This is a genomic window from Marinobacter sp. EhC06 (genome assembly GCF_001650915.1).
Taxonomy (GTDB): domain Bacteria; phylum Pseudomonadota; class Gammaproteobacteria; order Pseudomonadales; family Oleiphilaceae; genus Marinobacter.
In genome coordinates this window covers 1-22673 of sequence record NZ_LXYO01000003.1, presented here as the reverse complement: position 1 = coordinate 22673, position 22673 = coordinate 1, and the positions used below count along the sequence as shown (strand labels likewise).

The 22673-nt window shown below is 55.4% G+C and carries 22 protein-coding genes; 19 read left to right on the top strand and 3 right to left on the bottom strand.

Annotation, left to right across the window (positions count from 1 at the left end; all coding sequences use genetic code 11):
* Window positions 1-7 precede the first annotated feature (7 nt).
* The 8 genes from A8B84_RS03220 to A8B84_RS03185 all read left to right on the top strand — a co-directional run bounded on the left by A8B84_RS03220 (window position 8) and on the right by A8B84_RS03185 (window position 7094).
* Window positions 8-586, top strand: a complete 579-nt coding sequence (locus tag A8B84_RS03220; RefSeq protein ID WP_138103079.1) for a hypothetical protein — start codon at window positions 8-10, stop codon at window positions 584-586.
* 18 nt (window positions 587-604) lie between these two features.
* Window positions 605-1390: a hypothetical protein gene (locus A8B84_RS03215; RefSeq protein ID WP_064227928.1), complete on the top strand. Its 786-nt coding sequence runs from the start codon at window positions 605-607 to the stop codon at window positions 1388-1390.
* 115 nt (window positions 1391-1505) lie between these two features.
* The gene (locus A8B84_RS03210) at window positions 1506-1982 is read left to right on the top strand and encodes a hypothetical protein (RefSeq protein ID WP_064227927.1); all 477 of its coding nucleotides are present in this window, start codon (window positions 1506-1508) and stop codon (window positions 1980-1982) included.
* Between the two features lies 1 nt (window position 1983).
* Entirely contained in the window at window positions 1984-2370 is a 387-nt protein-coding gene (locus A8B84_RS03205; RefSeq protein WP_064227926.1) for a hypothetical protein, read from the top strand.
* A 673-nt stretch (window positions 2371-3043) separates the two neighbouring features.
* Window positions 3044-3535, top strand: coding sequence for a hypothetical protein (locus tag A8B84_RS03200; RefSeq protein ID WP_064227925.1), 492 nt, complete (start codon window positions 3044-3046; stop codon window positions 3533-3535).
* A gap of 149 nt (window positions 3536-3684) precedes the next feature.
* Window positions 3685-5481 (top strand): GGDEF domain-containing phosphodiesterase, encoded by a 1797-nt coding sequence (locus A8B84_RS03195; protein ID WP_227512704.1) that lies wholly within the window; start codon window positions 3685-3687, stop codon window positions 5479-5481.
* 12 nt (window positions 5482-5493) lie between these two features.
* Window positions 5494-6333: a phosphate/phosphite/phosphonate ABC transporter substrate-binding protein gene (locus tag A8B84_RS03190; RefSeq protein ID WP_064227923.1), complete on the top strand. Its 840-nt coding sequence runs from the start codon at window positions 5494-5496 to the stop codon at window positions 6331-6333.
* Window positions 6330-7094: a hypothetical protein gene (locus tag A8B84_RS03185; RefSeq protein WP_064227922.1), complete on the top strand. Its 765-nt coding sequence runs from the start codon at window positions 6330-6332 to the stop codon at window positions 7092-7094. Before A8B84_RS03190 ends, A8B84_RS03185 begins: the two co-directional genes overlap by 4 nt.
* Window positions 7095-7129: 35 nt before the next feature.
* Here the strand turns inward: A8B84_RS03185 and A8B84_RS03180 are convergent, their stop codons facing one another.
* Complete coding sequence (locus A8B84_RS03180) at window positions 7130-9169, bottom strand: EAL domain-containing protein (protein WP_064227921.1); 2040 nt, start codon at window positions 9167-9169, stop codon at window positions 7130-7132.
* A 416-nt stretch (window positions 9170-9585) separates the two neighbouring features.
* Here A8B84_RS03180 and A8B84_RS03175 point away from each other — a divergent pair, with 416 nt between their 5' ends.
* Complete coding sequence (locus A8B84_RS03175) at window positions 9586-10824, top strand: HAMP domain-containing protein (RefSeq protein WP_064227920.1); 1239 nt, start codon at window positions 9586-9588, stop codon at window positions 10822-10824.
* Complete coding sequence (locus A8B84_RS03170) at window positions 10821-11534, top strand: methyl-accepting chemotaxis protein (protein ID WP_064227919.1); 714 nt, start codon at window positions 10821-10823, stop codon at window positions 11532-11534. Before A8B84_RS03175 ends, A8B84_RS03170 begins: the two co-directional genes overlap by 4 nt.
* Here the strand turns inward: A8B84_RS03170 and A8B84_RS03165 are convergent.
* Window positions 11519-12760 carry an EAL domain-containing protein gene (locus A8B84_RS03165; protein ID WP_082905055.1) on the bottom strand — a complete coding sequence of 414 codons (1242 nt, stop codon included), beginning with the start codon at window positions 12758-12760 and terminating at the stop codon, window positions 11519-11521. The two genes, A8B84_RS03170 and A8B84_RS03165, sit on opposite strands and share 16 nt — an antisense overlap.
* Before the next feature lie 280 nt (window positions 12761-13040).
* Between A8B84_RS03165 and A8B84_RS03160 the strand changes: the two genes are divergently transcribed.
* The 8 genes from A8B84_RS03160 to A8B84_RS03125 are packed head-to-tail and all read left to right on the top strand — an operon-like array spanning window position 13041 to window position 21157.
* Window positions 13041-14273, top strand: a complete 1233-nt coding sequence (locus tag A8B84_RS03160) for a methyl-accepting chemotaxis protein (protein WP_064227918.1) — start codon at window positions 13041-13043, stop codon at window positions 14271-14273.
* 11 nt (window positions 14274-14284) lie between these two features.
* On the top strand, window positions 14285-14647 hold the full coding sequence (locus A8B84_RS03155) for a response regulator (protein ID WP_064227917.1): 363 nt from the start codon (window positions 14285-14287) through the stop codon (window positions 14645-14647).
* An 11-nt stretch (window positions 14648-14658) separates the two neighbouring features.
* Entirely contained in the window at window positions 14659-14973 is a 315-nt protein-coding gene (locus A8B84_RS03150) for a lipid asymmetry maintenance protein MlaB (protein WP_064227916.1), read from the top strand.
* On the top strand, window positions 14966-16993 hold the full coding sequence (locus A8B84_RS03145) for a chemotaxis protein CheA (protein WP_064227915.1): 2028 nt from the start codon (window positions 14966-14968) through the stop codon (window positions 16991-16993). The genes A8B84_RS03150 and A8B84_RS03145 overlap by 8 nt, the downstream gene beginning before the upstream one ends.
* Window positions 16994-17011: 18 nt before the next feature.
* The gene (locus tag A8B84_RS03140; protein WP_064227914.1) at window positions 17012-18691 is read left to right on the top strand and encodes a methyl-accepting chemotaxis protein; all 1680 of its coding nucleotides are present in this window, start codon (window positions 17012-17014) and stop codon (window positions 18689-18691) included.
* An 11-nt stretch (window positions 18692-18702) separates the two neighbouring features.
* Window positions 18703-19233 (top strand): chemotaxis protein CheW, encoded by a 531-nt coding sequence (locus A8B84_RS03135; RefSeq protein WP_138103077.1) that lies wholly within the window; start codon window positions 18703-18705, stop codon window positions 19231-19233.
* Window positions 19230-20066, top strand: a complete 837-nt coding sequence (locus tag A8B84_RS03130) for a CheR family methyltransferase (RefSeq protein ID WP_064227912.1) — start codon at window positions 19230-19232, stop codon at window positions 20064-20066. Before A8B84_RS03135 ends, A8B84_RS03130 begins: the two co-directional genes overlap by 4 nt.
* The gene (locus tag A8B84_RS03125; protein ID WP_064227911.1) at window positions 20066-21157 is read left to right on the top strand and encodes a protein-glutamate methylesterase/protein-glutamine glutaminase; all 1092 of its coding nucleotides are present in this window, start codon (window positions 20066-20068) and stop codon (window positions 21155-21157) included. Before A8B84_RS03130 ends, A8B84_RS03125 begins: the two co-directional genes overlap by 1 nt.
* Here A8B84_RS03125 and A8B84_RS21755 read toward each other — a convergent pair.
* Window positions 21073-21363 (bottom strand): diguanylate cyclase domain-containing protein, encoded by a 291-nt coding sequence (locus tag A8B84_RS21755; RefSeq protein ID WP_227512703.1) that lies wholly within the window; start codon window positions 21361-21363, stop codon window positions 21073-21075. The two genes, A8B84_RS03125 and A8B84_RS21755, sit on opposite strands and share 85 nt — an antisense overlap.
* Before the next feature lie 443 nt (window positions 21364-21806).
* Between A8B84_RS21755 and A8B84_RS03120 the strand changes: the two genes are divergently transcribed.
* On the top strand, window positions 21807-22670 hold the full coding sequence (locus A8B84_RS03120; protein WP_064232330.1) for a hypothetical protein: 864 nt from the start codon (window positions 21807-21809) through the stop codon (window positions 22668-22670).
* Window positions 22671-22673: the final 3 nt, after the last annotated feature.

Sequence of the window (22673 nt, the reverse complement as noted above, 5' to 3'; positions counted from 1 at the left end):
GCATCATATGTTCGATCGTCTGGTCGCTGGACCGCCCACGATGAGTTTTGGGCAAAAGCTGATGCACGAGATCCGGGAAGTGGCAGTGACAACGCTGTACTTTGCTGCCTGGATTGGCCTGCTGATGGTGCTCAAAGTTCTGGTACTGGCGGAATATCAGATCGAGTTTAAAGGCCTGTCGTTGGTGCTGGTCGGCGCAATGGTCCTCGCCAAGGTCGTGCTTGTGCTGGAGCATGTTCCGTTGGGCAGTTTGACGCGCAAACAACCAGCCTGGGTGGATGTCCTGGTGCGCACGGCCCTCTACAGTCTGGGTGTGTTCGTTGTGCTGGTGCTTGAGAAGGCCTTTGAAGGCAGGCACGAGCATGGCGGCTTTGGTCCGTCGTTGATGTCGTTGTTCCAGCGGGCCGATGCGGACCATGTCTGGGCAAATGCTATTGCTCTCTGTGGCGCGCTGCTTGTGTACAACTGCTTTTATGTCGTGAAAAGACGCCTTGGGGCAGGGGAGATCGCCAGGCTTTTCTTATTACCCCTTCCAGAAGAACCCCGTGCCGGTGGGCTCAGCGCCAAAAACGCGGACAGCTCATGACCATATGGAGATAAGTCCATGCACACCAACAAGCTATTTGCGATTCCGCTGATCCTGTTGGGCTGCGGTGGAAGCCAGATCGCGTTTTCGGCCCCAAGTGATGCCTGGGAATACGAAGTCGCACCCTATTTGTTTGCAGCTGGTATGGACGGAAAAATCGGTATCCGCGATGTCACCAGCGAAGTGGATGCTTCCTTCAGTGACATAGCGGATAACCTGGGCCAAGGTTTTATGGGCTTATTCACGGCCAGCAAGGGGCCATGGACCTACGGGCTTGAAGGCGTGTACATGAAGTTGTCCGATGAAGGTTCGGAGAGTGTGACCGGGCCTTTTGGTCAGGTGATGATCGATGGCGCGTTGAACGTGACAAGCAAGCTGTATGTCTACCAGGGATCAGTTGCATACCGGGTACTGGACAACACCACGGCTATCGATATGGTCGGAGCGCTACGATTCACGAAGCTCGATACTGACGCCAGAGTTGTCCTTTCGACGAATCCAGCCATTGTTTTCCCCGGTGGGGTCAAAAGCGCCAGCGATTCGGATAGCTGGACTGATGCGGTGGTCGGTGTGCGTGCACTCCACCCACTTAACACGCAGTGGTCCTTGCTGGGATATGCGGATGTCGGGGGTGGCGGCTCCGATCTGACGTATCAATTCATGGTTGGCGCGAACTGGGATTTTTCTTGTAATTTCAATGCTAAGGGGGGTTATCGCCAGCTTTATTGGGACTACAAAGACGACGGAACTACCTGGGACATCACAGCAAACGGTCCATATCTGGGGCTGGGTATCAGGTTCTAAAATAAAGACATCGGGTGCTGACCTGAAAAAAATTCATGTTGCGCAGAACTGATAGCGGAACAATCAAAACTGGTCAAAGATCAGGTATACAAAGGCCGAAACCCCGGATAAACAAATGAAACTTAATCCGATTTTGATCGTGTTCGTTGCCAGTATCGCAACATCAACCTTTATCGGCTGCGCCAATCAATCGAAAGACTCGAAGCCGGATGAGCTGGAACAGCAGCGCGCGGAAACTCGTGCCGATTTCCAGAGCTTGATTATGGACGAGATCGATGACCCGGCGAGGGCTGAAAAATTTGCGGCTTTATCAGCTGAAAGGGAACAGTTGATCAACCAACACGCAACTACAGTGCAGCACTATTCAAAGAGACTGAAGAATTTGAGCCGGGATTATTCGACCGAACGCGAAAACCTGGAAAACCTCATTCAGGAGTACAACGCGGAACGCCGCGCCGCTCAAACCGAGTTCCTGGCTTTGATGGGCAAGATGAAGGCAACTGTCACGGCAAAAGAGTGGGAAAAGCTGGCGAAGTTTGAGTTGAAGGAACTTAACCCAAGAACCATGAGTTATCAGGCGGGAGGCCAGTAAGATGCTGGTGGCAATAATAGTTGCTTTTTTTCTGGGTGGTCCCAACGCATCCGGCGCGATCCTGACCCAGGACATGCTCAAGAGCTTCGAAAGGCTCGCACAACAGGCAATCACCGATCCGGCCAGGGCCGAAGTGGTTATGCAGGAGGTAGCGGCACTCCGGGATGAATTGAAGCAATTCGACAAAACGTTTGCCAAATCTGGCAAGGTTCTGACCGAATTATATAAAGATCACGACGCTGGTCCTGCCAGCCTGAAGGTGCAACTTGATTTGTTGAACGACGAGTGGGAAGCAGCTCAATCCCTTGCGCTCGATCACCGATTCGCCATCCGTAATCACATGACAGAAGCTGAGTGGGCAGCAGCGGTTGCGCAAACGACCGAATAATTAGCAGTTTCTGTGGGCATCCAACAGCATCTGAACGACCACAGAAAGTACTAAACCTCTGCAACCAAAGATCAGTATCTTCCCCACCAAAATCCACACAAAGTGCTAAACAAACTTAAAGCAGATTCGAGAATAGGGTGCTCATTCCAGTTTCCACACAAAGTGCTAAATTCGGCGTCCGACCCGGAGTTCGGAATAGTCTCACTGGAACGGAAAGATTGGAGGCGAGCAACAGGCCTCGTTAGCGGGGGACGCATTTTAAACAAAAGCGGACATTCGAGCTATAGGCCAGGAGTGTGTAATGCACCGGGGTAAGTCCATCTCAATCCTTAGATGGTCCCAAATCCTAGGGTAAGATCAACTCGACATTTCTGGCTCCTTTGGGACACCCAGTGAAATCGTAGTCTCCGTTAATAACAGTAAGTGTGTTCACTAGTCTCCGGGCATCAGGGATCCGTCAGTAATCTTAACCTTTTGTCTTATATCGTTGTCCGAATGCTGGAAATTACTTACCTTAGTGTTGCAAAGATCGCGTAACGATAACTATCTGTTTGTAAATGAAAAGCGGGCAGAAAATCGGCGCTTTCAAGCTTTTTGACAAAGCCCTTTCACAAAGTAACAAAACCCTGCTGGCGATTAAAATTCGATCACATTACCTTGGCCGCAACTTTTGATGACTCCAGATAAGAGGGTTCCTGAATTGCGTCGTTTGCCACTGATTTTTATGCTGATTATGTTCGTGTTTTCCGCCCAGGCGATTGCAGCCCCGAAGCTGACAATCACCAGTGACGCGGACACTCTAGTTCTGGACCGGAATGAGCTTGAAAGCTTTCCCCAAACCACCTTTTCGACAATCAGCCCCTATTTTGACGGAGAGGTTCAGTTTTCCGGTCCGACTCTGGCACGCGTTCTGGAAACATTTGGTGTATCGGGCGAAACACAGATCACCCTGACCGCTCTGAACGATTACAAGGTCACCGGTTCTCTGGAAGAGCTCCTCTCATTGGATGCGATCATTGCTACCCGTCGGGATTCCAGAACCATGTCGGTTCGCGACCGCGGCCCTTTCTGGATCATTCTGCCGTTGTCCCAACGTCCCGAACTGGATGAGGAAGACTTTCATCGTTATATGGTTTGGCAACTCAGCGGCATCGAGCTTAAATAATCGTGAATAAGGGTACGCTCCTTTCCGGACTGTTTTCGCGGACCACGGTCGTCTTTCTGTTCCTGATCGTGCTCTTGCTATTGGGTGGGAGCTTCTATACCTATTTCCAGGACAGAAAACTCCAGTCGGTTTCTCTTAGCACCATACGAATGGCATCCTGGAACCTGGCCCAGTTGGGCAATGAGGCAAGTGCGTTTGACAGGGAGCTCTCGCTTTCGGCGAATGGTGTAGGCGATCCGGACGAGTTGACCCTTCGCTACGATGTTTTGTGGAGTCGGTATGATTACCTGCTGAATGGCGCCGAGTCGAGGGCAACGCGGGATCATGAGGATAACGAGCAGCGCCTGGAAAATCTGTTCAGTGATTTGAGGGCACTTGAGGGGCCGATTCTGGCCGGGATCGAAAATGGTTCTGACAGCCTTGCTTCTGTGTCGGAGCAATGGAACCGTCAGAAAACCGGAATTCAGCAGCTGGTCATCGATAACTTCGTCGGTGATGAAGCCAGTCGGTTGGTGACTGCCGTGGAGGAATCCCGTGATCGCCTGGCCAATCTCCGAATACTCACCCTGGCGGCCCTCGTCGCGGTTTTCCTCTATCTGGCTCTGGCCATCGCCTTTGTGCGCAGGCAGTCCAAAGAGGATCCTGTCACCGGTCTTCCGAACAGCCAGTACCTCCACAGTATTCGAGGCGTGGCTCCCGACAAAGCCATCATTACTTGCGAAATTCGAGGTTTTCAGCTGGTTCTGAGTGATTTTGGTACCGAAGGTGGCAATGATCTGCTTCGGGTGTTCGCCAGCAAACTGAAGAAAGAGTTGCAAGCGGGTGACGAACTGATTCAGGCCTCCCAGAGCGGATTTGTGATGTTTCTGGCCGTGAGGCCGTCCGAGGACATCGAGGCGATTACCGAGCGGCTGGTTGAGGCGACAACCTTTGATTGGCGCACTGGTGATTCAGTCCTGCACGTGTCGGCAGTAATGGGGGTAGATCCCCAGTGCAAGGATAATTGCCCTGGCTGGAGTATTCGCTACCAGCGAGCCCACCGGGCACTGACCCAGGCCAGACTGGAAGGACGCGATTACTATATTAACCGCGAAGATCTTCGCCGTCGGATCGAAGAGGACCGGCTTGTCCACACCGGCCTGATTCGGTTTTTCAACAACGAACCAGGAACGCTCCATCTCAGCCTGGTGTACCAGCCCATCGTGAGTTCCGAAAACATCAACCTGGTTACCGGTGCCGAGGTGCTTCTGCGCTGCCGGGATGAGCGTGTCGGCTTTGTGCCGCCGAATCGTGTGGTAGATCTCTGTGAGCGTTACGGACTGGGTGTTGAGCTGGGTCGGTGGCTATTCAGGCAGATTGCCCGTGAAACACAAACCCTTTATCGGAACCTCGGTTTTGATGGCAATCTCTCCATCAATCTCAACCCGTCCATGTTGGCCGATCACCTGGTGCAGGACGTTCAGAGTCTACTGATTGATGCCGGTATTCCGGCCACTGCCCTGTGCATGGAGATTACCGAAGACAATGCCGCCCTTGAATTCCAGCGCATCAATCAGCTGATCGGTAGCCTGCACGATCTGGGCGTAACCTTTGCCCTCGATGATTTTGGTACCGGGCATTCGTCACTGGAATATGTCCGGGAACTCAAGGTAGACCGGCTCAAGATCGACCGCTGCTTCGTGAACGGCATTGAGGAAAGCGAGGACAAAGCCCGTTTCCTCGGGTCGGTGATCGCAATGGCCGATCAGGCGTACATGAAGAGCGTCATTGAAGGGGTGGAGAACAAAGCCCAGTGGCAGTTGATCGAGAGCATTGGCGGCGTTCTCATACAGGGATATTATGCGCACAAACCGATGCCACTGAACGATTACCTGGCCCTGCTCCTCGATTCGGGCACCTGTTACCCGTCCGTACAAACCAGGTCTTTGGCGTCTGCCAGTTATTGAAGGGTGTACTGCATGAAGTTAAAACAAGGTTGGCTTCCGTGGCTGGTAGCACTGCTGATCGCTATCCAGCCCGTTATCGCTCACAGTGCAGAGAAACCGCTGCTGTTCGGGATTGTTCCCCAGGAGTCTTCCAGCAAACTGGCGGATCAGTGGACACCTCTGATGAGGCATCTTTCGGAACAGCTGGGGCGGCAAGTGCGTTTTACCACCGCGCCGGACATACCCACTTTCGAAGAGCGTGTCCTGGCAGGCGAGTATGATATTGCCTATATGAATCCCTACCACTACGTGGAGTTCAGCCAGTCGCCCGGCTATCGGGCCATTGCCCGGGAGGGTGAGAAGCGGATACGGGGCATTATCGTGGTTGGAGAGGACAGCCCGGTAACAACCCTGGTGGACCTTGAAGGAACTACCCTGGCGTTTCCGGCGCCGGCAGCGTTTGCTGCCACCATACTGACCCGTGCTGAACTGGAACGGTTGGGTATCACCTACACGGCTCGCTTTGTGTCCTCCCACGAATCCGTTTACCTGAATGTCCAGAGAGGCTTTATGGCAGCGGGCGGGGGAATAGAGCGTACGTTTAACTCGGCGGTTGCAGAGGGGCTGACCGGTGTTCGGGTCCTATGGCGATCCGAGGGTTATACGCCTCATGCTTTTGCGGTGCATCCGGGGCTGCGTGACAATCAGCGGTCACGTATTCAGGCGGCGTTGACGAATTTAAGTAGCAGCGAGGAAGGGATGGCATTGCTTGAGCGTGCCAACTTGAAGTTCCTGATACCGGCCGACGATAAAGATTGGAATGATGTCCGGGGCCTAGGCCTCGACTTTATCCAGGCACAGGGGGACATGTGAAGCTGTCAATCCGGGCTCAGGCCGTGATTGGCATCGGCATGATCGAAGTTGTCATGCTGATTGTACTGTTGTATTCGGTATTTCACTTCATCGACTCGTCAACGACCGATGAAGTGGAACGCCGTGCCCAGTCCATCGCCCGGATTTTCGCGGCGACCGCCGCGAATGATGTGTTATCCCTCGACCTTGGTTCATTGCAGTCGTTTGTTGAGGCTGCGGCCAGAACCCCTGGAACCGCGTTTGCCCGGGTAACCGATTACAATGGCCATCTTCTGGCCGAGGCCGGTAACCCGGATGCTCTGCGTCAGTCTTTCCAGCGCTCAAGAGAAAACGTTGGCCTGTCTGATCTTTACATGGCGAAGGCCACGATCGTTAAGGCGGGATTGAATTATGGCACCGTGGAGATCGGCCTGGACCTGAGGGAACAGCTGCAGGGTATTGAGCAGGTCAAGCGCAGAAGCCTGATTATTGCCGCTCTGGAAGTATTGGCAGCAGCCCTCTTCTCAATTGCTGCCGGTTACTACCTGGTCCGGCGACTGAAACACATCCGGCGTGTGCTGGGGCGAGTCAATAACGGTGAGTACAGCCAGCGGGTGAACGATTCTCAGCTGGATGAGGTCTCGGAAGTCGCTTCGGAAATTGACCGCCTGACTGAGCGGGTTGCCTGGGAGAAGGGCACCAGCGAACGGCGGGTCGCGGAGCTTGAAGAGCTGAACGGGCTGCTCCAGAAAAGGCTTGCGGAGCAAAGGCGTAACAGTTGATTCCATCGGGGTGGCCGTTGGTGGCTGCCCGGTTTTCACTTCGAGGCGACAGACCAGGCTCTGGCCTCGGCCTCCGGAAGCGCCGGGCTGAACAGGTAGCCCTGAATCATGTCGCATCCCAGGCGCGTCAACACCGCCTCCTGATCTGGTGCTTCAACTCCCTCTGCAGTAACAATCAGCTCATAGGCCCTGGCCAGGCCAATCAGTGATTGCACCAGTAATTCTCCCTTCGGGTCTGCCAGATCATCGATAAACGATTTGTCGATTTTGAGTTCATCCACATCCAGCTTTTTCAGATAGCTCAGCGATGAATAACCGGTACCGAAGTCGTCGATACTGATCCGGATTCCAAGTTCCCGAAGCTTCCGGAAGTTGTCAGAAATGGCGGCCGCCATACCAATCAGCACCCCCTCGGTGATCTCCAGTTCAATGGCGTTTGAGGGCAAATCATGTTCAGCCAGAATCGTTTCGAGCCAGTCTGCGAAGGCCGGATCAGAAAAGTGATTGGCGGTAATGTTGACCGCAATCGGAAGAGGTAGCTCCTGGTTGGCTCGCATCGAGGCTGCTATTTCCGCCACGCGGCGAATCACGTAACGGTCCATCTGCGGGCCGAGGCCACCGGCTTCGGCGATGGGAATGAACTCGCCCGGGGACACCCGACCCCACTCCTCGTGGTGCCAGCGGGCAAGAGCCTCGTACCCGCATTTGGTTCGGGTGGCCAGCGACACTTTGGGTTGCAGATGAATATCGATGGTTCCGGTGGACAGCGCAGTTTTCAGGGCCTGTTCGACGGATATCCGTCGCAGGAGATCCCGATGGGACGCTGCCGTGAAAAACGTCAACTGGCGATTCTGCCATTTTGCTTCACTCATGGCCGCCTCTGCCAGTTCCGGCATCTGGGCCAGCTCGGTGCCGTCATCGGGATACAGGGCCAAGCCCCCACGCCACTCAAGCGCGTGGGATACGCCGTTAAGATGATAGGGCTCTGTCAGGACTGCCAGGATCCGCTGCCCCGTTTCTGAGGCTGCGGTTTGGTCCGCAACTGGAAAAACTACCAGCAGTTCGTCGCCGCCCGGTCGGGCCATTAATGCGGACGAAGGAAGAACAGAGGCGGCACGGCGGGCCATCTCAACGATGATGCTGTCTCCGGATTCATACCCGTAACGTTGATTAACCTGGCCGAACCGGTCCGGATCGATACAGAGAAACGCATAGGTTTTGCCCTGCACCAGAGAGCTCTTGAGATTTTTGATCAGAGAGCGGCCATGCAGCAGTCCCGTGAGATGATCGTGCTCTTTCAGAAACTTTGCCCGGGATAGGGCGCTTTCTCTGTCCGAAACATCCACGCCAAGGCCCTGGATTTCGTCCTGCCCGCTCATGGGATTCTCAACCCGCCTGAAAGACCACTCTGCGTGGCTGGGTTGATTGACGGTTCGCATGCGGAACTGAAGATTGACTTCGTCTTGCTGATGGTCGGTGATCAGTGCCTTCAGTTCTTCGGTACCGGGCCGCGAATCTTCCGAAAGCAGGCTTGCGAGATGGGTGCCAATCAGTTCGTCGTAGGATTTGCCCAGAACTGAGGCAAAAGAGCTGTTGGCGAAGGTCACGCGCAGCTGATTGTCCAGTCGGCAGATGAAGTGTTTCTGGCTTTCGACGATATCCTTGTATCGCTTTTCAGTACGTTCCAGCTCGATCAGGGTGTTGTTGTAGTCGGTGAGATCGTGGCAGATGCCAACAAAATAGGAGCGCCCGTCTGCCTGGAATTCGCCCACCGATAAACGCAGAGGAAAAGACTCACCATTTTTCTTCTGGCCAGTGGTGCTTCTCCCAACGCCGATTACCTTCGCTTCGCCCCCCGCTTGATAGGTTGCCAGGTAGCGATCATGGGCGCTTCGGTCAGGCTCGGGCATGAGCATACTGACGTTTTGGCCGATGCACTCCGAGGAGGTGTAGCCGAATACTCGCTGAACTGAATCAGAAACCTGCTGGATGGTTCCGGTATCGTCAATCAGGACCACCGCGTCGGCGGCGGCTTTCAATACGGCCGATAGGGGCCCGTCTGTTTTGCTGAGCATAATGCTCCATTTGTCTGATTCATTTCCTGAAACTTACGTTTCTTTGTCGGTTCAGACTTTTAATCCTATGCCTAATAAAGTAGCAGGCTATTATTCTTTCTGCCCTGCGATGCTGGCCGAAAATTAGTCGACTGGACGATAGACCGCCTTCGTTGATGAGTTGTTACCTCAGCTTTGAAAAGAATCAATTTCTGATGATTCTTTTTAACTCCGGGTTCCCGCCACAAGGGTTTTCTATGGTCTTGAAAAGATTGGTCAGAAGGCCTTTCACAGCTTTTTGCATTTCCGGAAAAAAATTCAACAAAAATAAGATTTAACCTTGCCTGAGTTCGGATTTAAATGACGAAAAATTGTGAACTACGTCACAGTTAAGGGCGTTTCATCGCCATTGTCTCATCCTACTCAGGTGTCAGTACGTGATCCTTATAATCGATAAACTCACTATCCGGGCCCGGCTCGTTGCGGGCTTTGGTGTTCTTCTAGCTGTCCTTTTGGTGCTTACGGTTATCGCTATTTTGTCTCTTGACCGAGTTGTTACCCGGACTGGCAAGGCAGACGACGCTAACCGATTGGTGAAGTATGTGCTGGACATCAGAGGCGAGGAAAAGAACTACCTGTTACGTGGTAGTGCAAAAGAGGCACAGAATGTCCAAAAGTTGATCATGGAAGTCGAGAACGAGATTGAAAAGATAAGGATTGGCTTTGATACCGCCGGCAATCACGAATTGTTGGATGCATTCGTGCATGAGCTCGGAGAATACACCAGGGTTTTCCAGCAATATTTGCAGCTAGACCAGGACTCCAATAGTCAGAAGCTGGCGATGGAAGCAGCGGCCCGCAGTCTTGAAGGCGTCCTTGACGAATTCCGCGATCTGCAGAAGCAGCAACTCGGTGCCCTGCTGGCCCGAGGAGTACAAGCTACAGATATACAGGAAGAGCTGGATGAGGCAGATGCAGCCAATCGCCTTATTAAATATCTTCTTGAAGCCCGCACGGAAGAGAAGAATTTCCAGCTAAGAGGTGACTCGAAAGCAATTGAGCAAGTGACGGCCAGTCTGACCGAGGCTCTGGGGCTGGCAGATGAGTTGGCAGCAGGTGCCGAGAGGGAAACGAGTAAACAGGTAGCGCTCAGTGTCCGTGCCGATCTTCTGGATTATCGCAGGGCGTTTGAGAAGTTTGTTGCAGACAGAGTGGAGCAAAGTAAGCTGCAAGCTTTACTGGTAGTTGCGGCAAGAGCGTTGGAAGAGCAAGCCCAGGCTTTGCGCGCTGACCAGAAAGGAGAGTTGTTGGCGGATATTGATGGCGCAGAAATGCTGATTGAGCTGGTCGCGGCAGGTGCTGTTATTCTGGCGGCACTCGTTGCGTGGCTTATGGTCCGTACGGTGGTAGTGCCACTTAATGAAGTGACCTTTGCTATGCAGGATGTTGCAGAAGGCGAAGGTGACCTGACCCGACGGCTACCGGCGCAGGGTGATCACGAAATAGCGCAACTGGCTAAGGCCTTCAACGCGTTTTCAGAGAAGATGCGCACGGCTATCGAGACCGTGGCCGAAAACGTTGAGCAGCTATCGAGTGCAAGCGAAGAGCTCTCAGCAACGGCTTTACAATCGAATGCAGCCAGCGCCACCAGACCGAGTCGCTGGCAACGGCCATGAATGAGATGACAGCCACGACTAACGAGGTCTCCAGAAATGTAGGGATGACGAACGAGGCGACCATGGCTGCCAAGCAGCAGGCCGATGCTGGTGCTCAGGCAGTCTCGCGTTCAATCGAGCAGATTAGAAGTGTTGCCCACCGTATTGATCAGGCGTCGCAAAACATATTAGAGCTGGCCACCCGCGCTGAAGCTATCACGTCGGTGTTGGATGTAATCAAGGGCGTAGCCGAGCAGACCAACCTTTTGGCTTTGAACGCTGCTATTGAGGCGGCTCGCGCCGGTGAACAGGGGCGCGGTTTTGCCGTGGTTGCCGATGAGGTCCGTTCCCTGGCTGGCCGCACCCAGGCCTCAGCAGGAGAGATCAGCCAGATCATTGAGTCGCTTCAGGCCAGCGCCCGGGAGTCGGTGGAATCGATGAAGGCTTGCTGTCAGGATACTGATACTGCGACTGAACTGAGTAACGAATCGGGTGGTTCGCTGTCTTCCATAACCGATTCAATTGAGACAATTTTGGACATGAGTACACAGATTGCCAGCGCTGCTGAGGAGCAATCCGCTACCGCCGAAGAAATGAACCGGAATACCCAGGCTATCCATGAGATGTCGGCTCAGAACGCCACCGCAATTGAGCAAATCTCTGCAACAACTAGAGATTTGGCGAGCATGGCGTCAGGACTGCAGAGTATGGTTGCTCAGTTCCGAGTATAGCCTTTGGCCCGTAAATCAGCCGTTGGAAGCGGTTTTTCTATTAGATAGCCTTGAGCCTTGTGGACACCGAGTGCTCGGAGTTCTCTTAACTCGGCGCTGGTTTCCACGCCTTCAGCGATGATTTCACAGCCGGTGGCCTCGGCAAAGGCAATCATGCTCTTGGCCAACGCCTGCTTGCGGAAATCCGAGTCGATATCCCGGGTAATGCTCATATCCAGTTTGATGATGTCTGGTGCCAGGGCAAGAATGTGCCGAAAACTGGCATATCCGGCGCCAGCATCGTCGACCGCCAGCTTAACGCCTCGTGCACGCAGCGGGCCCAACGCAGCCGCCACCTTGTCGTATTCGTCGATTGTTGAGTGTTCAGTGACTTCGACGACGAGCTTGTCCGGCTCCGGGACTGACAGGGCCGATTCCATATCCGCCTCCAGAATGGTTTCCGGGGACAGGTTCACTGACAAGTAGCACTGTTCGGGAAGATGGCAGGCATGCTTCAGAGCCTGAGATACTGCGAGGAGTTCCAGTTCGGCAGCCATGCCGGCGCGTTTGGCCTGATCAAACCAGATATTGGGTGGTTTACGGACCGGGGTTTCGAAGCGCGCCAGGGACTCGAAGCCCACAGTTTCTTGGCGATGGATGTCCTGAATGGGCTGAAAAACCATCGCCAGTCGCTCCTCGGCAAGGATCTCCTGAATTTCGGCTCTTAGCGCTTTTTCCTGGCTACGGGCGGCTTCTCTGTGCGAAATGTGCTTGCCGGCGATGTCGGCAAACGTCCGCAGCACATCAAGATCCCGAGTATTCATTGAAGGGTCTGGGTGGCGACTGAAGCAGCAGAAGGTCCCGTATAGGTCTCCGTTGTCGAGCATGATTGGCACGCTCAAGTGAGCACCAATCGGGATACTCTGGGTGCCAGGCAATGCCCTGGCTTCTTCTATTTCTTTTGCGTCGTTGATCAGCTCGGGAAGGCGGCCGTCTACCACCCGCTGGCAGTAACTGTCTTCGACATCACCGGAATCGCCTGGCCGGATAGGCGGCGGGATCGAGCTATCGACGAAATCGAAGGAGCGTTTTCCGTTTTCGATTCGGGAGACAAAGGCTACGTCCATACCCAGATGATTACGCACAGCTTCGAGCATGGCCTGCATCGTCGATGAGTAATGTGGAGTGTCACTGACAATGACACCTTCAAGCAGCTTCTGGTTGATCGTCGGCATCTTCGAATTCATGGATTTCTCCTTGCTTCCCTCAGAGAACAGTGCCAAACGTGCAAAGATGTTTCTTGCCTTATATCAAGTGCAGTCCGGTTTTCTTGTCTGGCATTTCGGATAACCCCTATATAACTGAATTACAGACTTTATTTCAGATTTTCATTCCACAGAAATTTGCATTCCGTACAAAAAACAATACAGGAATGTGTTTCTGATCCTCGGAGAAACCCCTTTAAACTGCATTTAGGAAGTGTGACGCAGTTCACATTTAGGCGTGTTGAGGGATTGCGGGGGTTGCATGAGCCGAAATTACGATAATTGGTCAGAAACGGATCCAGACCAGAGCCAGTTTTCCCGATTGGCTTTTCCACTGTTGTTGTTTTTGACTTTTGCCAGCACCGGCGCTGCATCGGCATTTTTCCTGTTTGCCGGCGGTTTTTTGTTAACCGGTGTTTTGGTTGCCCTGGTGGCACCTTTCCTGGGTTTTCTTGCCTGGCGTCGATACCGGGACCTGCAGGCAGGGTATGCCTGGGTCTGCAACGACATGATCGCCTGCCAGGAGCGGCTTGACGGCCTGGCCCGTCGAGATCAGGCCAGCCAGCAGCTCATAGAGTCCGTTACCGAACTTCTGCCGCTCTGGAACAAGCTCCTCAATGGGGGGCGGGAAACCATGGAGCAGGCGGTTACCGACCTGTCCGGAAAATTTGAAACCATCTGCGACCAGTTATCGGTCGCCACCGGTGAAGGAACCCGGGGCACCGATACGGTTCTGGGCGAGGTCACCCGATCCGCTGAGCATACGTTTCGCCAACTGTTGGCGTCGCTCGAAGCCGGCGGCAGCCGGGACCAGCAGACGTTTGAACGGGTGGAAGCCCTTTCTGCGAACACTGCGCAGCTCGACAGCTTTGCGGCCGAAGTCCGGCAGATTGCCGAGCAGATTAACCTGCTGGCTCTGAATGCAGCCATTGAGGCGGCCCGGGCGGGTGAAGCCGGGCGTGGGTTTGCTGTTGTTGCCAGCGAAGTCCGATCCCTGGCAGCCCGGTCGTCCGAAGCCGGCGACCGCATCAGTGAAGTGGTGGGCCGGGTCAGCCATCAGATTGGCGAAACGGTGGCTCTGGTCCAGAGCAACATTGCCTATTCGGATGCCTCACGTCGCCAGCTCCAGGGCGCAATCGATGACACGCTGACGGACATCAGCACCAAAGTGGATGGCCTGGCCGAGGCCAATTATTCCCTCATGCGCAGTGGTGTGTCCGTTCAGGATGATATCCGCGACGTGATTATCCAGCTGCAGTTCCAGGACCATTTCAGTCAGATTCTGTCCCACGTGACCGGCTCGGTTGATGACGTCTACAGCCTGGCTCGCAACCAGAATACGGAAGCGGCCGGCAACGTTGAGAACACCGTCAAGAGGCTGGCGGACCAGCTGCGTTCGCGCACCACGACGGCGTTTGAGCGCGAGTCGCTGGCCGGTGGAACACCCGGACGCCCCTGTCAGGCCGCGGCCTCCAGTGAACTTACTTTTTTCTGAGATTTAAGCCCATGTCAAAAAACATACTCGTAGTCGACGATTCCGCCTCCATTCGCCAGGTTGTAAGCATGGCCCTGAAAGACGCCGGTCATCAGGTGGTAACGGCTGAACATGGTGCCGATGCCCTGGGCAAGCTGGATGGTCAGCGCTTCCACCTGATTGTCAGTGACGTGAACATGCCGGTGATGGATGGCATTACCTTCGTCAAGGAAGTGAAAAAGCGCGCGGACCACAAGTTCACCCCCATCCTGATGCTGACCACAGAATCCGAGGAAGGCAAAAAGATGGAAGGCAAAGCCGCAGGTGCCAAGGCATGGCTGGTGAAACCGTTCAAGCCTGAACTGCTGTTGGCGGCGGTTTCCAAGCTGGCGTGAGGTAACCGACTATGACTCTTCCAGATACTGCCGAAGGCGTGTGGAGTGCCCCCGAGGCCCTGACTATTTACGAGGTCCGCAAGCTTGAGGCGTCGTTTTCCGGTTCCGGCCTGCCTCGCCGGGACTGGCTTTTTGATCTTTCCGGTGTCAACGAGATTGACTCCGCCGGCCTGCAATGGCTTTTAGCCGTGCGCAACCGCCTGTTCACGGCTGGTTACCGGCTGGTGTTCGTCAATGTGCCCTCGGCGATTGCCGGCATCATTGAGCTGATCAGTCTCGAAATCCGCCAGAACGAGCCGTTTCCGGAGCTTGTCACGGATGTCTGATTCGGAAACGGTTTTTCGCGAGGAGGCTGCGGAGCATCTTGAAAACCTTGAGCAGGCGCTGTTGTGCCTGGACGCTGCCCCGAATGATGCCGAACAGATCAACATCGCGTTTCGCGCCATGCACACCATAAAGGGCTCGTCCGGCATGGTGGGGTTCGACCATCTCTCGGAATTTACCCATCACCTTGAGACGCTGTTCGAGCGGGTTCGCTCCGGACGGCTGGGGTTGACCGCAGAGATCATCAATCTGGTACTGGAATGCAAGGACCAGATCGATGGCTTGCTCCGGTCACCGGTGCCGGAGAGCGGGCAAATCGAATCCAGTCTGGCGCTGGTGGGTCGTTTGCAGCAATTTACCGAGGTGGCGAGTCCGGTATCGGAACAGCGGGCAAACAGCGACTCTGATGATCAGTCCGCCGGTTCGGGCTGCTATTCAATCTTTGTGCGCCCAGCAGCAAGCGCCTTTACCGATGGCATGGATTTGCTGCCCCTGATTCGGGAGCTGCAGGGGCTGGGAGCCTGCGGGCTGAGCCTGCGCCTGGCCGGGGTGCCGGAAGATCCGGAACTCTGCGCCCTGGAGCTGCAGGTTCTGATCATCACCGACGCCGGAGAAAACGCTCTCCGGGATGTCTTTCTGTTTGTCTGTGAAGACTGGCAGATTGATTTGCACCCGCTCAGCCCCGACGCCTTCCGGCACAATCTCGACCGTTTGAGCGCCGCCGGCTGGCTGACAGACGACAATGCCTGGGCCTTACACGCCCTGGTGCCGACCGCAGCGCCTGACCGGCCCCAGGCTTCGGATCAGCAGGCGCTGCGGCCAACGTCGGCGGAGCAAACCTCCAACGCTTCCCGGGTGGCCGAGTCCGAGCTAAGCATCAAGGTGCCCCAGCGCAAGCTGGATGCCCTGATGGATCAGGTTGGCGAGCTGGTCATTCTTCAGGCCCGTCTTGATCAGTTGGCCATTTCCCGGGAAGACGAATCCATTGGCGAGCTGGCGGAAGAACTGGACCGGTTGTCCAATAACCTTCGTGAAACCACCTTTGATATCCGGATGTTGCCGATAGGTTCCACCTTCGGACGTTTCCGTCGCCTGGTTCGTGATCTCTCCCGCGAGTTGGGCAAGAACGTGGCTCTGGAGACGGCCGGTGCCGGTACCGAACTGGACAAGGTGGTACTGGACAAACTGGCGGACCCGTTGGTGCACCTGTTACGCAACAGCCTGGATCACGGCATTGAAATGCCGGAAACCCGGTTGGCGGCGGGTAAGCCAGAGAAAGGCACTATCCGCCTGGAAGCCGCCCATGAGCAGGGCCGGATCATTATCCGGATATCCGATGACGGGGCCGGTCTCGATGCCGCGCGCATCCTGGAGAAGGCCCGAAAAAACGGGTTGGTGCCGGAAGACGTCACGCCCGATACCGACGCCATTTACAACCTGATTTTCGAACCCGGCTTCTCGACCGCGGCCAGGGTCTCGGATGTGTCCGGTCGCGGTGTCGGTATGGATGTGGTCAGAACTTCCATTGAGAGTCTTCAGGGCCGGGTTCAGCTGCAGTCCGAACCGGGTGAGGGCACGGTCATTACCATCAGCCTGCCGATGACTCTGGCTATTATTGACGGCCTGATGGTGGCGGTGTCCGGCGAACGTTTTGTGATTCCTCTGGGTGTGGTGGACGAGTGCATCGAAACCCGGGCTTCAGAGTCCAGCCGGGAAGACGGGTCCCGGCTGATCAAACACCGTGACGGTCTGGTGCCGTCCCTGCGTTTGCGGGAATGGTTCGCGGTTGCGGGCCAGCAGCCGGACATTGAGCAAACAGTGATCGTCCATGTGGACAAAGAACGGTTCGGCATCACGGTAGACGAAGTGATTGGCCACTCCCAGACCGTTATCAAAAGCCTGGGGCGTCTCTATCGCGACGCCGAAGGTGTTATGGGTGCAACCATCCTGGGCAATGGCGGCATCGCCATGATCCTGGATGTTGCGGAACTGATTGACGATATCAACAGCACGGCCGTGTAAGTAAGGAGCCGAAAAACCATGAAACGCATTACCATCAAGACCCTTCTGTACACAGGATTCACCGTGCTGATCCTGCTGATTGGCGTGAACAGCTACGTGAGTCTGCAGGCGCTGGACCGTGCCCGGGAGCGCCTGAACGAGACCATCGCAGGCCCTGCCGAGCGTGTAAAACTGGCTGAACAGATCCGTGCGGATGTTCTGAATACCGATCGACTCAACAAAAACGTTGTTCTGGCCGCAACCGGGGTCAACAAGGACCGGTACGAGGCGTCTGTCATGGAAGCCAGAGCGGTGATTGAGGGGTACGTTGAGTCGCTGAAAGGTTTGACCGTTTCCGAGCGCGGTGAACGGGCCTTGGCGCAGTTCTCCACGGCGCTGGAGAACTTCCAGACCGTAACCGCCGAGGTACGCAAGATCGCCAGCCTGACGGAAGACCGTGGCGCATCGGCCAGCCAGGTGCTTGCTGCCAATCGCGAGGCTTATCTATTGCTGGTCAATTCCGGTGAGCCTGCTCTGGCCAATCTTGAAAAGGCCCTGGCCAGTGTCTCCGAAGTCGGGGAGGGCGACATGCAGGAAGCCACCGCGCTGGCAGAGCAGCGTTACAGCGAGGCCCGTAACCAACTGCTGACCATGCTGGTGGTGTCCTTGATTGTCGGACTTCTGGCCGCAGTGATTATTATCCGGCGTATTAACGAAGTGGGTCAGATTGCCAAGCGCATTGGCGAAGGCGACCTGAACACGCGGTTTGATCCGAAAGCCAGTGATGCGGATCTATACGGCATTCTCCGCAATATGAACGCCAAGCTCCGTGACATTGTCGCCGAGATCAAGGAAGCCTCGGACAACGTCTCCGCCGGCAGCATTGAGCTGAGCAGCACCGGCCAGCAGATTGCCGAAGGGGCAACCGAGCAGGCAGCGTCCCTGGAGGAAGTGTCTTCCTCTATGGAAGAGATGTCGGCCAACATTGCCCAGACCGCGGACAACGCCCGCCAGACCGAGCAGATTGCCCGCAAGTCGGCAACCGATGCCCAGGCCAGCGGTGAAGCGGTCCACGAATCCGTCGCTGCGATGCAGGAAATTGCCGAGAAGATCGGCATCATCGAGGAAATTGCCCGCCAGACCAACCTGCTGGCCCTGAATGCCGCCATCGAAGCGGCCCGGGCCGGAGAACATGGTAAAGGCTTTACCGTGGTGGCCGCAGAAGTCCGCAAACTGGCCGAACGCAGCCAGCGCGCCGCCGGTGAGATTGTTGAGCGTTCCCGCAGCAGCCTGGAAGTGTCCGAGCGCGCCGGTGAAATGCTGAAGGAGCTGGTACCCGGCATTCAGCGCACCTCTGAACTGATTCAGGAAATCAGCGCCGCGGCAGTCGAGCAGGACAAGGGCTCGAACGAAATCAACAAGGCCCTGCAGCAGCTGGATCAGGTGGTACAGCAGTCCGCCGCCTCTGCCGAGGAAATGGCCGCGACATCGGAAGAGCTGTCGGCCCAGGCTGAGCAGATGAATGCCACGGTCGACTTCTTTCGCATAGACGACCAGGGTGCGGTAAAGGGAAAGAGCCGGAAGGAAAGCGCCATTATCGTCCCGAAAAAGCCCGGGTCAGGGGCTGCTACCAACAGCCAGAAAGCGTCGAAGAAGCCAGCGACCAACGGTGTTGATATCGACCTTCATGCGGACGACAAAGAGTTTGTCCATTACTGAGGAGCAGAGCCGTGACAACAGTCGAAGCAGCGGCGACCGCTGAGCACCTTCAGGTGCTGTCTTTTGTGCTGGATGACGAGTGGTTTGGGGTGGAAATCAGCGGTATCCAGGAAGTGCTGGAATACCGCCGGATCACCCAGGTGCCCAGAACACCGGATTTCATGCTCGGCGTCATTAACCTTCGGGGCAAGGTGATCCCGGTGGTGGACTTACGGCAGCATTTCCGGATGCAGGTAACGGAACCGACCATTGATACCTGCATTGTGATCGTCAATGTTGAGGTGGACGGTGAGGATACCCCGCTGGGAATCCTGACGGATCGGGTGCAGGAAGTGGTTGAGCTGGACGGCGCCGATATCAGCCCGGCGCCACGCATTGGCAATCGGATTGACAGCCAGTTCATTGAAGGCATGGCCAGGTACGACGAGCACTTCATCATATTGCTGCGTCTGTCCGAGATTTTTTCCTCGGATGAACTGCAATCGGTGATTTCTGGCTCTGAGCGCCAGCCCGAAGCCCGAACGGAGCATGCGATGGAATGAGCGCCGGAGACGGTCTTTCCACGGCTGACCACCGGCGGGTTTCGGATTACATCGGGCGTGTTGCTGGCATCCAGTTGCCGGACTACAAACGCAAGCTGGTGGAGGCGCGTCTGCGTAAGCGCATGCGCGCCACTGGCCATGGTGATTTTTCGGAATATCTGGATTTCGTGCTGTCTCCGGCGGGGGAGTCGGTTGAGCAGATCATGCTCGTGGACGCGTTGACCACCAACAAGACCGACTTTTTTCGCGAGCCGGGGCATTTCCAGTTTCTGGAGCGGTATCTTCGTGGCCGGCTGGAAAAAGCACCGCCAGACCGGCCTTTGCGGGTCTGGAGCGCCGCCTGTTCCAGTGGCGAGGAAGCCTTCTCTCTGGCAATCCTGCTGTCCGAGCTTGCTCTGGAATTCCAGCGCCTCGAATTCCGCATCGAGGCGACCGACATAGCCCCTTCGATGCTGGATAAAACCCGGCAGGGCATCTACCCGGAAGATCGCGTTAAACCCGTGCCTCTTGAGCTGCGTAAACGCTACTTCCTGCGCAGCCGGGATCCGGTAAAGCGGCTGGTTCGCATGGGGCCTGCGTTGCGTTCCCACCTGAATGTCCGGCCTCTGAATCTGATATTCGATGATTATGGCCCAGACGGGCATTACGACGTCATTTTCTGCCGCAACGTGATGATTTATTTCAATCAGATGGATCGGGCTTCTATCGTCCAGCGGATGAATCGGGCGTTGGTACCGGGTGGGCTGTTGTTTGTTGGTCACTCCGAAAGCATCCGTTCCTATCAGGCGGGCTTTATCAGCGAAGAGCCTGCGGTCTACAGGAAGCGTGACTGATGGACGAGGTAAACGGAATCATCCGTGTCCTGATCATTGACGACTCTGCCGTGGTGCGCCAGACACTGAGCGAGGTCCTGGAATCGGATACCCTGATCGAGGTGGTGGGTACAGCGTCCGACCCCTACCGTGCGGTTGAGAAACTACGCACGGTGAAGCCGGATGTGATCACCCTGGATGTGGAAATGCCGCGGATGGACGGTCTCACATTTCTGCGCAAGCTGATGGCCCAGGCGCCCATCCCGGTTGTGATTTGCTCCTCGCTCACCGGGGCAGGCACGGATACCCAGATCCGCGCCCTGGAATACGGGGCCGTGGATATTATCACCAAGCCGGTTCTGGGTACCCGGCAGTTCCTGGAGGAGTCCCGGGTACGGATACTGGATGCCGTCAAAGGCGCCGCACGTGCGCGGATTGGCCGCCAACAGGCGGTCCCCGCCGCCGCGGTTGTCCAGCGTAAATTGCCGGCCACGCAATCGCTGTCCGAAACCACTGAAAAAGTGATCGCCGTAGGCGCTTCCACCGGTGGAACCGAAGCTATCCGTATACTGCTGTCTTCGCTTCCAGAGGACTGTCCCGGAATACTGATCGTCCAGCACATGCCGGAGGGTTTTACCCGGTCTTTTGCCGAACGGTTGAATAGCCTGTGTCGGATCAATGTGAAGGAGGCCGAGGACGGTGACTCTCTGCTGCGGGGGCATGCGCTGATTGCGCCGGGGAACCGGCACATGCGCCTTCGCCGCAGTGGCGCCCGTTATGTGGTTGGTCTGGAAGACGGGCCGTTGGTGAGTCGCCATCGGCCGTCGGTTAACGTGTTATTCCGATCTGTTGCCCGTTACGCCGGCGCCAATGCTATTGGTGTCATCCTTACCGGCATGGGCAGCGACGGTACCGAAGGGCTTCTGGAGATGCGTGAGGCCGGGGCATACACCATCGGGCAGGATGAACACAGCAGTGTGGTCTACGGTATGCCCCGGGAAGCCTGGGTGCGCGGCGCCGTCGTGGTTCAGGCGGGCCTTTCTGAATTGCCCGCTCTGATTTTGCGTGTGTCGAATGCGTCGGCACGGACCCCATCAAAAAAACGGACCTGACTCTTGCCGCGCTGTTTGGCCTGATACATGGCGATATCCGCCTGACGGAGCAGTATGTCCGGGTCCACATCCGGGCTCTGGGGATAAACGCTGACCCCGAGGCTGTCGTTGATCGCTTTGAAGCCGTCAAGGTCCAGAAACACTACGGCCAAGAGATCGCCGTGGCGTCGGGCCGTACACACCGCGTGCCTCAGTCTCTCGCTCAAGTAGCAAACGGTTCGGCAGGCCGGTCAGCGCATCGTAGTGCGTGGTTATCCGAAGTTCTTCTTCATTTTGTTTCAGTTGGCTGATGTCCTGGTGGGTGGGGTTCTCCCCGTTACTGGGGACGTTCCAAAAAAGAAGCTGATTTTTGCCAAGGGAATTTGTTGGTCTGTTTGCCTGAATGTTCGCTTTGCGACCGAAGCTGACCCTTCCTAAGTATAAAGCGGTTTAGCCGGCAGGGAGCCGTTCATCCAAAACTCATACCGTACTGCGCATAATGTATATTATGTTAAAGGGACTGTGGTGTAGCTTTTTGTTCATGAGATTTTGAGTAGTTACGGCCAAATCCACTAACTGTGCGCTCTCCTGCAAATATCACCAAAAATTCTCCTTTTTTCTTATACGCGGTCTTATAGTCGGTTCATACCCACCCATGGACAGTGTGGAAATGAGTGTCAAGGAACGGTTCCAGCTCAAGAAATTTTCCTATCATGGTCAACTTTCGGTCGTCGTAATTGATTCCGGTTCAGACCTGCCCGCGTTATTGCCTCTTCTGTACTTACACAGCTGGGGGCTTTCGAAAGCGATCAATACCGTTAAACAGCACCTGGTCTCTGTTTGCCAGTGGTACAACTATTGGCACGAGAAACATCAAAAGTCGTTCGATGAGGCTATTTTCGATAATAACCTGACTAGAATTCGAGAGCTCGTTCCGCTCCTGGCTCTGGACTCAGCTTTGATTGATTATTCCGGCTTCGCCACTTACGTCGATTCAGGAAGAAACCAAGTAGATGCCAACTGGAACGAAGATCTCCCGCCCGAGCCTGCCATCGCTGATGCTACTCGCGATGTGCGGCTTGGCTGCGTGACACAGTTTTTGCTGTTTCTTGCAAGACGGTATGTTTCCTCTCGATATACACAGCTTAATTCGAGAGAACAAAGGACAACCCTCGACAGCTACCGTTTTCGGCTACACGCCACCCGCCGCGAGGCATGCGGTCGACTTAACACCCGAAGCGGGAAACCGTTTTCTAAACAGGCTCAGGGCCAGCTAGTAGCGAGAGAGCGCAGTTTAACTACTGAAGAAGTCCTCGCGATTACTTCCTGCTCGCGCCCGTCGACTTCAAGAACTTTAAATGCATTGAATCCCTGGCAAAAACACGTGGATAGGTCTCAGGTCGCTGCAGTGCAAATCCGGAATCACCTGATGATCAGACTTTTACTTCACTACGGACTTCGACTCGGCGAGTTGTTGTTGCTTCGCGTAAAGAGCCTCGGTAATCCCCCCATTTTTAGCGGGGTTCAAAAGTAGACC

What these genes read in the sequence shown, in the direction of transcription:
- A8B84_RS03220 (WP_138103079.1), top strand. Translation starts at nt 8, where the DNA reads ATGTTCGATCGTCTGGTCGCTGGACCGCCCACGATGAGTTTTGGGCAA.
- A8B84_RS03215 (WP_064227928.1), top strand. Translation starts at nt 605, where the DNA reads ATGCACACCAACAAGCTATTTGCGATTCCGCTGATCCTGTTGGGCTGC.
- A8B84_RS03210 (WP_064227927.1), top strand. Translation starts at nt 1,506, where the DNA reads ATGAAACTTAATCCGATTTTGATCGTGTTCGTTGCCAGTATCGCAACA.
- A8B84_RS03205 (WP_064227926.1), top strand. Translation starts at nt 1,984, where the DNA reads ATGCTGGTGGCAATAATAGTTGCTTTTTTTCTGGGTGGTCCCAACGCA.
- A8B84_RS03200 (WP_064227925.1), top strand. Translation starts at nt 3,044, where the DNA reads ATGACTCCAGATAAGAGGGTTCCTGAATTGCGTCGTTTGCCACTGATT.
- A8B84_RS03195 (WP_227512704.1), top strand. Translation starts at nt 3,685, where the DNA reads ATGGCATCCTGGAACCTGGCCCAGTTGGGCAATGAGGCAAGTGCGTTT.
- A8B84_RS03190 (WP_064227923.1), top strand. Translation starts at nt 5,494, where the DNA reads ATGAAGTTAAAACAAGGTTGGCTTCCGTGGCTGGTAGCACTGCTGATC.
- A8B84_RS03180 (WP_064227921.1), bottom strand. Translation starts at nt 9,169, where the DNA reads ATGCTCAGCAAAACAGACGGGCCCCTATCGGCCGTATTGAAAGCCGCC.
- A8B84_RS03170 (WP_064227919.1), top strand. Translation starts at nt 10,821, where the DNA reads ATGAATGAGATGACAGCCACGACTAACGAGGTCTCCAGAAATGTAGGG.
- A8B84_RS03165 (WP_082905055.1), bottom strand. Translation starts at nt 12,760, where the DNA reads ATGAATTCGAAGATGCCGACGATCAACCAGAAGCTGCTTGAAGGTGTC.
- A8B84_RS03160 (WP_064227918.1), top strand. Translation starts at nt 13,041, where the DNA reads ATGAGCCGAAATTACGATAATTGGTCAGAAACGGATCCAGACCAGAGC.
- A8B84_RS03155 (WP_064227917.1), top strand. Translation starts at nt 14,285, where the DNA reads ATGTCAAAAAACATACTCGTAGTCGACGATTCCGCCTCCATTCGCCAG.
- A8B84_RS03150 (WP_064227916.1), top strand. Translation starts at nt 14,659, where the DNA reads ATGACTCTTCCAGATACTGCCGAAGGCGTGTGGAGTGCCCCCGAGGCC.
- A8B84_RS03145 (WP_064227915.1), top strand. Translation starts at nt 14,966, where the DNA reads ATGTCTGATTCGGAAACGGTTTTTCGCGAGGAGGCTGCGGAGCATCTT.
- A8B84_RS03140 (WP_064227914.1), top strand. Translation starts at nt 17,012, where the DNA reads ATGAAACGCATTACCATCAAGACCCTTCTGTACACAGGATTCACCGTG.
- A8B84_RS03130 (WP_064227912.1), top strand. Translation starts at nt 19,230, where the DNA reads ATGAGCGCCGGAGACGGTCTTTCCACGGCTGACCACCGGCGGGTTTCG.
- A8B84_RS03125 (WP_064227911.1), top strand. Translation starts at nt 20,066, where the DNA reads ATGGACGAGGTAAACGGAATCATCCGTGTCCTGATCATTGACGACTCT.
- A8B84_RS03120 (WP_064232330.1), top strand. Translation starts at nt 21,807, where the DNA reads ATGAGTGTCAAGGAACGGTTCCAGCTCAAGAAATTTTCCTATCATGGT.